Here is a 13,335-nt window from a genome sequence, read left to right on the forward strand (position 1 = left end):
TGGGAGGATATTATGCAGAAACCGTTTGGATACTCTTTACTAGCCGTCTTGACCTTAGTTATCTCCTTACTTGTTTCAACATCGCTTCATGCAGAAGAAAACAACATGATTCGTAATGGTAGCTTTGAAGATTCGAATGGTTCATTGAACAAATGGGGAGTATGGAAAGCCTCTGGAAACCCAACGATTGAAGCTATTACTGACTCGTCGATTGATGGAAGTCACGCACTATCTATTCAAAGCCCTGATGAAAATGCTCGCGCCTCGGTGTATCAAGATATTCTTGTGGAGCCAGGGGGAAGTTATCAAATTTCTGAGTGGATTAAACTTAACAATGTTCAATCCTCTTCAAAGGGAGCCTATATAAGAGTATCCTTCTATAAAGCGGATGGGCAAAGAAGTAAAGAATTCACGCTGTTTGAAGGGAAGGGAACAACAGATTGGGAGCAAGCCTCCCTGACGCTTGATATCCCTTCAACCATCACAAAAATACGCATCGAGAATTTTCTTGAAAACGGGACAGGGCAAATATTGATCGATGACGTTCAAGTTGTACCAACTACTAATATAATTCCGACAAAGCTAGAATTGAATACTTCTTATAAAGCAATGGAAATTGATGAAACATTCCAAGCTGAAGCAACTGTATTACCTGAGAACGCTACAAATAAGGAAGTCACATGGACTAGTTCTGACAACACTGTTGCAGAAGTTAATCAAACAGGACTAGTTAAAGGATTAAACAATGGTTTCGCAACGATTACAGCCACAACAGCATCTGGCTCGTTAACCGCCGCACTTACAGTAGAGATCGGTCAGGCTAATTATGTTCTTAATGGAGCATTTGAGGATGGTGACCCTGGCTCCGTCCCTCCGAAGTGGAGTACCTGGAAGCCGAAGGGAAATGGAGAAATTAAGCTTGTTACAAATCAGGTGAAGGAAGGAACACAATCTGCTTATCTACACAATACAAATCCTGATGATAGAACGTCACTCGTTCAAAGAGTTCCCATACAAGCGGAAACAACCTATGCACTATCTTATTGGATGAAGACGGAAGATATTAATGAAGGTACAGGGTCTATGGCCGTACGTATTCAATTCAAAAATGAAACATGGCAAAATACGTCAGGTATGATTTTAGTTGGAGCAATGGAAGGATCAAATGAATGGACAAAAATAACTAAACTCCTGAACGTCCCGAAAAACACGGTTACATTATCCATCGAACCAATGATGGATAGTCGAAATGGGAAAGCGTGGATTGATGATATGCAATTAGTAAAAGTGAACTATGATGAGCCACCTGAAATCAGTGCGTTTCAAGCAACGACAATCACAACAGGAGCTGTCAAGTTAAAATGGGATGTCCCTCCCGGATATAATGACCTTTTAACATATAACATTTATCGAAGCACAGAAGTTGAGTTTCCACTTAATGAGGAACATCTATTAAATAAGAGTGAAACAAACGAATGGATCGACTCGAGAACTTCCTTAGGTGCTACCTATTTTTATAAGATAGAAGCAATAATGAAAGCTACAAAAGAAAGTAGTCAATCCAATACTGCATCAGTTGAAATCACAAACGTCGAACCACCATTTAAGCCAGAGGAATTTAGCGTCCTTACTCATATAGAAAATGGCGCTGTAGGAACATGGGGATTATCTCCGGAATCGCGACTTGAGTTCATCAGAATTTATTCTTCTCCAAATAAAATTGAAAATTTAAACGAGGCCACTCTTGTAACCGAAGATCAAGCTCAGCATCCTTCACTTTGGATGGATGAAGACATTACTGATGAGTATTTCGCTATGACTGTCGTTGATGCGGAAGGAAATGAGAGCGATTTCATAACTGCTAAACAAAAAGATATTCTCCCTAAAGTCCAAGATGAACCAATAAGTCTTGATCATCCTTATTTGTATTTTAGTGAAAATGACATAGACGAACTAAAAGCTAAAATAGAAACAGAAGCATATGCAGAAGATGCATTTAAAGACTTACAGAAAAACGCAGATGAAGCAGTCCAACGAACCACAGGGGAATTTTCACTCCCGCCTACTAAGAATAACCTTCACTTGCATTTAGGAGAAATCGCAAGAGATGCCGGACTCGTTTATTGGATAACAGAGGATGATAAATACAAAGAAGCTGCCATTACGATAATGAAAGAATACGCAGATCATTACCCCGATTATCCCCTGACAGGAAGTTATGATGGGAGACTTACAGCACAAACTCTTGAAGAATCGGAATGGTTGATCAATATAGCTTGGGTATACGATATGATGCATCCTTTTCTAAATGATAATGAGAGATATAAAGTAGAAGAGAATGTATTGAAAAACGCAATAGAAGTAATTGATCGCTACCAACGAGGTCTCTCCAATTGGCAGGTCTGGCATAATGCTGCGATAGGAAATGCCGCACTCGTTTTGAAAGATATGTCACGTCTTGATCAAGTTATCAATGATCAAAAGCATGGGGCAATAAAGCAGCTTTCGGAAGGAATCCGCCAAGATGGGCTATGGTGGGAAGGTCCAAGTACGTATCATGAATATGCCATTAAACCCCTTATGTATCTTTCTGTTCCACTCTATCAATCGAATCAAGACTTATTTCATGTAAAAAATGGTGAACAATATGCTATTAAAGAAATGCTCGATTCATTAATGAATTATACGTTTGGAAATATGGCTCGCCCTGCAATCGGGAACGCTGCATATAAAACCTTACAATCTAAAATGATTTACGAAATCGGCTTCCATTACTATCAAGACCCAAAATACGCCTGGCTGATTAAACAATCCGTTGGAGAAAATCGTGAAGGTTCACTCACAGAACCTTGGGCGATATTATTTGCAGATAAAGATCTTTCTTCTGCTGATTTTTCTATTGGTACAAATGACTTTGCTCCAGAAGGGGAAAATAAGAACGGGAGCACCTTTTATCGAGATTCCGGTTTAACGATTATCCGCAATCATAAACCGGCTGAGGAAGCGATGAATGTTAGTCTTTTTTATAGTCCTCCCGGAACTCCAAATGGACATCTTCATGCAGATAAATTAGGCATTATGATGTATGCTGATTCGAAAATGTGGCTGAAAGATGCTGGTTCCCTTGGGTATGACAATCCTATGCATGTGAGCTGGGCGAAACAAACGCTAGCCCATAATACACTCGTTGTTGATCAAACGAGCCAGTATCCGCAGGGGGACTCAACATATTTATGGCAAGCTGATGAACCAGGAAACCCTTCTTCTGGTTACTTAGAACATGACTTCATTGGTCCAGTTGTGAAGCAAACCCGTGCAATAACTGAGGCAGTTTATGAAGGGGTTGCCATGGAACGCACCACTACGATGTTAGATGAGTATGTGCTAGATTGGTTTCATGCTGAAAGTGAAGACAATCATACGTACGATCTCCCTTTCCATATAGATGGAGACTTAAAGGATATCACTGTTGACGATCGAAGTAATGTCGATCAACTTCGAGATAAAGGCGGCTATCAACATTTGAATAGTTTGAAGAAGGGGATATCAGACGAGCTATGGGAAGCAACCTATCAAAAAGACGATCAGTTTTTTACCCTTACGATGCTAGGTGAAGAACAAACATCTATCTATACCGGAAATGTCTTCACTGAAATGTTGATGCCACGTAGATCGGCAAGAAAAACTGATTTTGTTTCTGTCATTCAACCTTATGAAGAAGAAAATGAAAAAGTAAATGTCATGGAAGTCCCTGTAGTGAGCGATCAATTTGCTAAAGGTGTTACTGTTTCTAGTTTGGATTTTGAAGATGCCATTATCATTGGAAACAAATTAGAACAAAAGAAAATGAACGAAATGGAATCCGACGGTGCTTTCGCTATGACAAGACATTCATTAAATGATCATAAACTAATAGGACTTTCACTTCAGGAAGGAACTTATCTTAGTTTGGATGAAACCAATCTAACACTAGATCAAGAGGGAAGTATCGAACTTAGTAAGATAGAAGAAAACTTTCGAATCGACTATCAAGGTTCTGAGAATGTGATCACTCTTTCAGGTGATTTGATAAAGCCACAGACAAAAGTATGGATGTATGATGAAGAAAAAGAGAAAATGAAAAAGTTGAAAATGAATCAGAAAAACCAACTTACTATACCCGTTAAGAATAATGATCAATTTATTTTGACAGATGGCGGGAATCCGAAAGAAGTAGCACAGCTTTATTCACATGTAGAACCTATCTTTAAAGAGCAGCAAACAGAACCAGAAGTCACTGGAGAAGTTTCCATAACCTCTGCAGAAGAAGGAGTTATTGTAGAGGGCGAAGATTTTGTTGATCAGGGGGGTGGAGAAGTCGTCATCACTCCAAAAGCCGGAGCATCAGAAGGAGTAGCTCTGAAAAACTGGGATCATGAGAACCACTGGTTGAAATGGAAAATAACGGTTCCTGAGGGCGGAACTTACAAGGCGGTTGTACGCTATTCCACTGATATGCCGAATGCTTATCGAGAATTCAAAGTAGACGACGGTCCAATGAATAGCTTTCATTTTCCGTCCACATATGGATGGGAGAATTGGGAAGATGTACGACTGGATGCTTTAGATAACCATCCGCTTCTGTTTGAACTTGAGGCAGGTGAACATGTCATTTATATGAACAACTTACTTTCCCCTTTAAATATTGACTATATTAAATTAGTAAAGAAAAACAGCTAGAATTTCATCATTATCACAAAGCAAGCGTGGATTCGAATGAGTTATTCGAATCCACGCTTGTTGTTTTATGAAGCTTTGGATTGAACGAGAGCAGCGGAAGTTGTTTTTTCTTTTCCAAATACGTGAAAAACAATATTTAAAGTAATTGCCGTTAAACTACCTGCTACAATCCCATTATCTGTTAGAATTTGAAGGCTTTGTGGCAGTTTTTCAAAAACAGATGGAGCCGCTGTCACACCTAGACCAACTCCAATCGAACAAGCAATAATAAAGAGGTTCTCTTGAGATTGAAAGTCTATGCGAGCAAGCATTTTAATGCCATAAGCCATTACCATACCAAACATAACAATCATAGCTCCACCAAGGACTGGTGGAGGGATAATAGTTGTGACAGCACCGATTTTTGGCACTAAACCGATTAAAATCAGCATTGAACCAACGAGATAAATAATTTGCTTCTTCTTGACACCAGATAGTTGAATTAACCCCACATTTTGTGAATAGGTCGTATAAGGAAATGCGTTAAACAATCCACCTAATACAATCGCTAGGCCTTCTGCTCTGTAGCCGTTTCTTACATCTTTCTCCGTCAGTTTTTCATCACAAATATCACTTAAAGCAAAATATACACCTGTAGATTCTACAAGACTTACAAGAACAACGAGAATCATCGTCAAGATAGCCGTCCATTCAAATGTAGGTACCCCAAAATAGAGCGGTTGAATTAAATGAAACCAGCTAGCTTCTTTAATAGGTGTTAGGTCAACCATCCCCATGTATCCGCCTACGATCGTACCAACTGCAAGTCCTATTAGGATGGCAACTGAACGGATAAACCCTTTAAAGAATCGAGTCAATAACACAATAAAGAGAAGCGTACCAAATCCAAGACTAATATTCTGTAATGATCCAAAATCAACCGAACCTTCCCCACCTGCTATATTCCCCATAGCAACGGGGATCAGGGTAATTCCGATGATGGTGACGACTGAACCAGTCACTACCGGTGGAAAGAATGCTATTAATTTGCTGAAAATAGGTGAGATTAAGATCACGAATAAACCTGCAGCGAGAATGGCTCCGTAAATGGCAGTAATACCATATGTTCCACCGATCGCAATCATTGGACCAACTGCGGTAAAGGTACAACCAAGTACTACCGGCAAGCCAATACCGAAGAAACGATTTTTCCATACTTGTAGAATACTAGCCATTCCACACATAAAAATATCAATTGAGACAAGATAAGTGAGTTCCTTTCCACTTAACCCCAGGGCCCCTCCTACAATGAGTGGTACAACGACAGCTCCTGCATACATGGCAAGAACATGTTGAATGCCTAGTGATAAATATTTCAGGCTATTCATACGATACTTCCCTCACTCACAAAGGTAACTTTTCCAGCTTCTAGTTTAGCGATTTTCGCTAACGATTCCACCCTAATCCCATTTGAGCGAAGGCGTTTCCCGCCATCTTGAAATGCCTTTTCAATAACAATACCAATTCCAGCTACCGAAGCACCTGACTTAGAAACAACTTCCATGAGACCTTCCGCAGCTTGTCCATTTGCAAGGAAGTCATCAATAACAAGTACGTGATCTTCTTCATTTAAAAATTTACTCGAAATGGTGATTGTATTCGTTTCTTCTTTAGTGAAAGAATACACATCTGCCGTTAACAAGTCCTCCTGTAATGTGAGCGACTTTCGCTTTCGAGCAAAAATAAGCGGTACATTAAGGGTGAGGGCAGCAAAAACAGCCGGTGCAATACCAGATGATTCAAGTGTAACGACTTTTGTAATGGAATCTCTTTGAAATTTACTCGCAAATGTCTCACCAATTTCCTTCATAAGTACTGGATCTACTTGATGATTTAAGAATGAATCTACTTTTAAGACAGCGTCAGATAAAGCTAAACCTTCTTGACTAATTTTGTTCATTAAATTTTCCATATAATTTCCTCCTTCAATACAAAAACCCGAAGAACATCGTCGCTCACAGAAGAGTGAGCAACATGCCTCCGGGAATATAGATAAAGAAAGAGTCTACAGTAATTAAACTGATGGTTGCTCACTCATAGTCGAATCATTTACGGTGATCCGGTAGAAACTTGCAAGCCATATTCTTGCGGTTATATGAGTGATGTTCTTATTCAGGTTATGATTGGTATTATAAACTAGCATTCAAATCAATGTAAAGACAAATCTTAACAATGACTTACTCTTAATCAACTTCGTTCGGTTTTCAAAGAAATAACGTTATTTGCAAACATCAGAACATTTTAACTCATGTGTTATAGGAGAATTGATTAATCAGTCGTTAATTCTGATAACAACTTATAGGACTTTTTCCGCTTTTCATAATCATATACAGAAGAGATCACCATCATTTCATCCGCTTGCGTTTCATCAAGAAATTCCTGCATTTTTCGTTTGACTGTTTCAGGACTACCAACAATAGAAGTAGCTAGCTGCTGATCAAGTGCCGCAAGCTCATATTCACTCGCATTTAGCTTTTCAACAGGCGGTTGGATAGGCGCTTCATGATTACGAATCAAATTTAAAAATTGCTGTTGTAAAGTCGTAGACAGATAATTTGCTTCTTCATCTGTATCTGCCACAATCACGTTTACACCTACCATTGTATAAGGTTTATCGAGTGCTTTCGAAGGCGTAAAACTTCGGTGATACGTTTGGAGCGCACTAACTGTATTTTTAGGAGAAAAGTGACTTGCGAAAGAATAGGGCAACCCTAATTTTCCAGCAAGCTCTGCACTGTATAGGCTAGATCCTAATAACCATGTTGGTACGTTAAGACCTTTACCAGGAATAGCTCGTACTGGAGATGATCCCGGGCTCATAGAAGGATCAAAATATGAGCGAAGTTCAGCGACTTGTTCTGGGAAATCCTGAGCCATGCTTCCAGTGCCTCGTCTTAATGCAAATGCTGTACGCTGATCAGTTCCAGGAGCTCGTCCAAGTCCCAAATCAATCCGTCCAGGGAATAGCGATTCTAGTGTTCCAAACTGTTCAGCAATGACAAGAGGGGAATGGTTTGGAAGCATGACTCCACCAGATCCAACACGAATGGTTGAGGTACCCGCAGCAACATGTCCAATCACAACTGATGTAGCAGAGCTTGCGATGTAGGGCATATTGTGGTGCTCAGCTAGCCAGAACCGATTGTACCCAAGTTTCTCTACGTGTTGAGCGAGGTTTCTTGTTCGTTCTAAAGCATCGGATATAGTTTCTCCATCCATAACAGGAGCTAAATCTAGTACTGAGTATTTAATATCAGATAATTTTTTTTGACTAGTTGACATAATTTCATCTTCTTTCTCTATTCGGAGTGTAAAAGGGGGATTTTCTTTCAAGAAAAACCCATATTCAATTTTATCAGCAGGTATACTAATTTAAAAACAATATGCTCTAACACTCCTATCTTGACTCGCTACTCGTAAAAGAGAGGTTTGCTTATCTACTATTTTGTACATACTGTTAAAAAAATAGTAGGAGAGAATATTATGAGCGAAGCACGATATCGCATTATGTTTTCGTATCGAATGAGGAGCGTTGGATTTCTATGTATACACTGCTTCGATACACATGATAAACAAATTGTAACTATTCCGATTTACTCAAGTTATGAAGGAATTGACGTCCATCACGAGACTTTTAAGAAGCTTCCTGAACTGTTGCAAGAAACCTTATTAGAAGAGAAACAAAAGCTTGATGCTGGATTTTATTCAATTCGTACTTGGAACATCGAAAACTTAGGATAACCCTTTAAACGTTCTCACAGAGAGAACGTTTTTTGTAAATTCAAAATTACAAATGAGGGGTAAACTACTAAACTTTCAATTCAATTGCATTTCTATCCATATTTTGGTTGAAATAAAGTATAAATAAATGACTCTATATTCTATTCTCATAAGCTTGTATTATTTATATACTTAATTTAGAAAATTTAGAAAAATAAAAGCTAAACAGACTAAAGGGGGTAAGACACAATTGATCAAGGTGAGAAGTGAAGGCTCTAGTTTACCTTAAAAGCGAATGTAGAAGAGGATTTAATTAAATAATCAGAACTTTATTTTTCCGTGAAGTTGACCCGACAACCCTATCAATTCAAAGTAGAACTGATTCATTATTATGATAAACTAGAAAAGATTAGTTTCAGGAAAAAGTGAAATGAACTTCATCTATTACGATTGAAAAAGGAGAGGTTTTTATGAAAAGCAAAAAGTTGCGTCATGTCCTTATACCTGCGTTATCTCTTTCATTATTGCTTTCTGCTTGTAACTTATCGTCTGGAGCTGACAGCGAATCTGGTAGTGAGGAAGTAGAAGTCATTCGACAAGGGGTAAACTTACCTGACCCAGAAAATGACGTTATTAAGCAAGAACTAGATGAGGCACTTGGTTTTCCAGTGAATCTCTCCGTTAATCCTAATGACTATGAAAACAAATTAAACGTTCGTTTATCGGCAGGGGATTATCCTGATTTGTTTCAAGTTAGTCGAGCTGCTCTAGTAGAATATGCTAACAAAGGTTTACTACTAGACCTTGATCCTTATATGGACGACCTTAAGGAAGTTCAAGATTTTATTGGAGAAGATAATGTTGAAAAAGCGAAGGTAAATGATAAAGTTTATGCGGTGACTGTTCCTGCAAGCATACCTTTCTATACGTACTGGGTTAGGAAAGATTGGTTAGAAGCATTGAACATGGAAATGCCTAAAACAGTAGATGATTTATATGAAGTAGCAAAAGCCTTTCGAGAAGATGATCCAGATGGGAATGGGCAAAAAGATACTTATGGTCTTACTGGATCAGGAGTAAGCGCTTTCCAACCGATACTTGGTGCTTATGGTGTAGGAATGCCAAAAAGCTTTTATAAAGAAGACGGTGAATTAGTGAACTCATTTCATGATCCTGATATGAAAGAAGCTCTCACTGCTGTTACGAAGTTTGTTGAAAACGATGTAACGGACCCTGAAATTTTTAGTAATACAGGTAACGAGCCTCAACAAAAAGCGTTTCAAGGTAAATTTGGGATTTTATTTGATGGATGGGCGAATTTAACGAGTGATGCTTATATTGAACAATACAAAGCAGTAGATCCAGATGCTGAGTGGGTACAGCTTACAGCAATTGAAGGACCTGCAGGAAAATCAGCAGGAACGTGGGATATAGGTCAAGCTAATGGCTTTTATGCTATTCCGAAAGCACTTGAAGACCAACCAGAAAAGCTGGAAAAAATATTTAAACTTCTTAACTATGTAGCATCTGATGAGGGATCTAAACTCGTTCAATATGGTATAGAAGGAGAACATTATAACAAAGAAGATGGCAAGATTGTCCCAACGGACAAACTGGCTGAAGAAGGTGGCTACTTCTGGCTTTACCAATTCACTGGTCGACCTGAAATGGAGTACCTATCAACGAAATTCTCAAAACAAACGGAATACATCGAAGCTTCCGCAGACGCTCCGCGTATTGAATCTCTAAATGGGTATATTGATTATCCAGAGGGCTATAATTCAGCAGATGCTGATCGATTCTCTGAAGAAGAAATGATTAAATTTATAAGTGGACAACGTGACCTTAGTGAGTATGATGAATTCTTGAATAAATTAGATACAACATTTAATTATCAGATGATGCTTGATAAAGCAGAAGAAGATATTAAAAAACTAGATCAATAATTATACTACCAAAGAAACAGCGCGTTCTCTATCAACCGAGAAGGCGCTGTTCTTTAGTGAGACTTAAAGTAACATAATTGCAATCCATCCAATCACCCCTGTTGCAATAGCATAGAACAACATTGGACCAAGTGTCATTCGAATAATTGTTCCTTCTTTTCCAACCATGCCAACAACAGAAGCAGCTGCAACAACGTTTAAAACACAAATCATATTTCCCGCGTTAGCCCCAAGTACTTGAAGTGAGAGAACGAGTTGTTCATTCATTTGAAGCTGATCCGCTACGCTAAATTGAAAAAGTGAAAACATCATGTTGCTAAATGTCGCACTACCAGAAATGAATGAACCGAGAGCACCGATAAACGGGGCAACAAGTGGCCACGCATCACCAACCACATTTGAAACAAGTGTCGCTAGCTCCATTGGCATACTCATGAGATCAGCATCATTCATTCCTGAGTTAATAAAAATCCGAACCATCGGAACAGCCGTTCCAAGTGCAATAACCGTACCAACCATCGTTTTCATGGAATCCACTACCGTATTCTTAACCGACTTTAGAGGCATTTTATGAAGAAAGACTGTTGCTACTATGACAACAATAAAGATGGTTCCAGGTAGATACAAAGGTTCAAACGAAGTGCTGATCTCTGTTCCTAGAATATGGTTCAAACCAATTTTAACCGACCTTAGCCATCCTTTTAAAGGCAATACATCCAAGCGTGTTAGCACTAATAAAAGCGCAACGAGTAAATAGGGCAACCACGCAAGCCACAAAGGTAGCGCTTTTGAAGGTTTCACATATGTTTCTTTTGCACTGTTGAAATCCCAGGCCTCATCAGGTAGAAGAAAACCTCTTTTGGCAGCCGGAACGACAATTGTGAGTCCAACAAGACCACCAATGATGGATGGAAATTCAGGGCCTAAGAAGGTGGCTACGATAAATGCGGGCAGTGTAAAGCTCACTCCTGCAAATATAGCGAACTTCCATAAAGAAAGACCTTCCTTCCAAGAATGGTTTTCACCAAAAAAACGTGTTAACATCATGACTAAAATAAGTGGGATAAAAGTACCTACGAAAAGATCAATCATGACAGCACTTTGAGTGACTGCCTGCAAATATTCAGGCATCGATTGCTGTCCAATAGAAGCTGTTACTTGATCCGCGACAGCTGAACCCTGTCGGAGTCCTTGATCGACCCCGACGATAATTGGTGTTCCAACTGCGCCAAAAGAAACAGGGCTGCTGTCAGCAATAAGAGCCATCGCAACTGCGGCAAGAGGAGGAAAGCCTAATGCTACAAGGAGTGGTGCTCCAATTGCTGCTGGCGTTCCAAATCCTGCTGCCCCTTCAATAAATGCCCCAAATAACCAGGCGATAATAATTAGCTGAACCCTTCGATCTACGGATATTCCCATAAATCCCGTGCGAATTGCGTCAATCGCTCCGCTATTTCGTAGCGTGTTTAATAATAAAATCGCTCCGAATACAATCCAAATAATCGACAAAGCTATGATTAATCCTTCAATGAATGCTGCTGTCATTTGTATCATCGGTATTTTCCATATCGTATAGGCCATTAACGCGGTGAGGAGTAAACTTCCCGGCATAGCTTTCGTTGCAGGTAAACGCAAAAGAACAAGTAAGATAAACACCGCTAAAATAGGAGTTAATGCTGTAAAAAGTTGAAGTCCGTTCATTTTCATCACCTTTTCTCGTATATGCTTATATGTGACGTCTTTCACATATAAGCATATACGAAATACAATTCCCCATATGTGATAAAAGTCACTCTTCTAGTAAACCATTAAACCTAACAATAAAAAGTCTGGTAAAATAACTGTGAAGCAATAATGAAGGAGTTGCTAATATGCTAAAAAAGGTAGATTATTTTTTCTATCCCGTTGAAGTCACTCAGCCTACCGGAGCAGAGGTTACTTACTACTGGGAAATTAGCGTGGCAGAATATGAAGGCAAAATTTATGCTTATGCCAAGGCAGATGAATTCGGAAGAAAAATCCGCTGGCATCAGAGCGATCAGCTTGACAAAGAAAGTGCTCTTGCTGTCATTCAAGAAAAGTGCAAATCGCAAAGTAAATAGCCTAAAAGCTAACGAAGCATATTTCGTTAGCTTTTTCCGTTTAGCACATCATTACATATTTAAGCTGTTCAAATTAACATGCGTTCGATACATTCAGGGTAGGATGATAAAAAGAGGCAACAAGATAGGGTGATGAAAATATGAATCAGAAAATCATAATCCTTAGCACACTTTTATTAGCTCATATTCTACTTTTTTTAAGCTTTGTTCGCTTCCCTGGAACATTTTGGCCAGTTTTTACAGTAACACTAGCCATCTTAATATTCTTAAGTGTGAAAACAGGAGCACTTAAGTTTAAAAAAATCACGTTCAAACATTGGCTTTATATCGTCATTAGTGCGATATTGTTATATATTCTTTCCTATATAGGAATTGCAGGAATCAAGTGGGTTTATCCTTCTTTATTTGAAGAGATGGAGCGGTTTTATGATGTGGTCCAACCAGTTAAAGCCTGGCATTTCATTAGTCTTGTACTGATCGTCATTCCGGGAGAAGAAATCTACTGGCGAGGATATATTCAGCAACAGTTGAAGAAGTACAAAGAGGGAGACACGACCCTTATAGCGACCATTTTATATGCGACGGCTCATCTTTATTCCGATGCGTATTTATTAGTACTAGCTGCAATCGGAGGTGGAATGGCCTGGGGATGGCTTTATGAAAGAACAAAGAACTTTTGGGTGCCATTATTATCACATATCTTCTTTGATTTACTCATTTTAGTTATTATTCCATTACTGTAAGTAACACGACTAAAGACTTTTCCAGAAGGGAAAGGTCTTTCTTTGTTTTATAAACTTAGTCACTAT

At 39.0% G+C, this 13,335-nt stretch carries 9 protein-coding genes and 1 riboswitch; of the genes, 5 read left to right on the forward strand and 4 right to left on the reverse strand.

Annotation, left to right across the window (positions count from 1 at the left end; translation table 11 throughout):
• The first annotated feature begins 12 nt into the window (after positions 1 to 12).
• Positions 13 to 4,719, forward strand: coding sequence for a heparinase II/III domain-containing protein (locus tag Q4550_RS13260; RefSeq protein ID WP_303533324.1), 4,707 nt, complete (start codon positions 13 to 15; stop codon positions 4,717 to 4,719).
• Between the two features lie 65 nt (positions 4,720 to 4,784).
• Here Q4550_RS13260 and Q4550_RS13265 read toward each other — a convergent pair whose 3' ends face one another.
• The 3 genes from Q4550_RS13265 to Q4550_RS13275 form a co-directional block, all read right to left on the reverse strand.
• Positions 4,785 to 6,086 (reverse strand): nucleobase:cation symporter-2 family protein, encoded by a 1,302-nt coding sequence (locus tag Q4550_RS13265; protein ID WP_303533326.1) that lies wholly within the window; start codon positions 6,084 to 6,086, stop codon positions 4,785 to 4,787.
• The gene (locus Q4550_RS13270) at positions 6,083 to 6,670 is read right to left on the reverse strand and encodes a xanthine phosphoribosyltransferase (RefSeq protein WP_303533329.1); all 588 of its coding nucleotides are present in this window, start codon (positions 6,668 to 6,670) and stop codon (positions 6,083 to 6,085) included. The genes Q4550_RS13265 and Q4550_RS13270 overlap by 4 nt, the downstream gene beginning before the upstream one ends.
• Before the next feature lie 105 nt (positions 6,671 to 6,775).
• Positions 6,776 to 6,877, reverse strand: a riboswitch (purine riboswitch).
• 149 nt (positions 6,878 to 7,026) lie between these two features.
• Entirely contained in the window at positions 7,027 to 8,040 is a 1,014-nt protein-coding gene (locus Q4550_RS13275; protein ID WP_303533331.1) for an LLM class flavin-dependent oxidoreductase, read from the reverse strand.
• A 201-nt stretch (positions 8,041 to 8,241) separates the two neighbouring features.
• Between Q4550_RS13275 and Q4550_RS13280 the strand changes: the two genes are divergently transcribed.
• Together Q4550_RS13280 and Q4550_RS13285 are read left to right on the forward strand one after the other, a co-directional pair.
• Entirely contained in the window at positions 8,242 to 8,499 is a 258-nt protein-coding gene (locus Q4550_RS13280; RefSeq protein ID WP_303533334.1) for a hypothetical protein, read from the forward strand.
• Positions 8,500 to 8,948: 449 nt separating this feature from the next.
• Positions 8,949 to 10,424 (forward strand): extracellular solute-binding protein, encoded by a 1,476-nt coding sequence (locus Q4550_RS13285; RefSeq protein WP_303533337.1) that lies wholly within the window; start codon positions 8,949 to 8,951, stop codon positions 10,422 to 10,424.
• A gap of 63 nt (positions 10,425 to 10,487) precedes the next feature.
• Here the strand turns inward: Q4550_RS13285 and Q4550_RS13290 are convergent, their stop codons facing one another.
• Positions 10,488 to 12,125 carry an L-lactate permease gene (locus Q4550_RS13290; protein WP_303533340.1) on the reverse strand — a complete coding sequence of 546 codons (1,638 nt, stop codon included), beginning with the start codon at positions 12,123 to 12,125 and terminating at the stop codon, positions 10,488 to 10,490.
• Positions 12,126 to 12,295: 170 nt separating this feature from the next.
• On the opposite strand from Q4550_RS13290, the gene Q4550_RS13295 reads away from it, so the two are divergent.
• Both Q4550_RS13295 and Q4550_RS13300 read left to right on the forward strand, forming a co-directional pair.
• Positions 12,296 to 12,526, forward strand: a complete 231-nt coding sequence (locus Q4550_RS13295) for a hypothetical protein (RefSeq protein WP_303533342.1) — start codon at positions 12,296 to 12,298, stop codon at positions 12,524 to 12,526.
• 140 nt (positions 12,527 to 12,666) lie between these two features.
• Positions 12,667 to 13,269 carry a CPBP family intramembrane glutamic endopeptidase gene (locus Q4550_RS13300; RefSeq protein ID WP_303533345.1) on the forward strand — a complete coding sequence of 201 codons (603 nt, stop codon included), beginning with the start codon at positions 12,667 to 12,669 and terminating at the stop codon, positions 13,267 to 13,269.
• Positions 13,270 to 13,335 lie beyond the last annotated feature (66 nt).

This window comes from Anaerobacillus sp. 1_MG-2023 (assembly GCF_030547345.1).
Classification (GTDB): Bacteria; Bacillota; Bacilli; order Bacillales; family Guptibacillaceae; genus Guptibacillus; species Guptibacillus hwajinpoensis_B.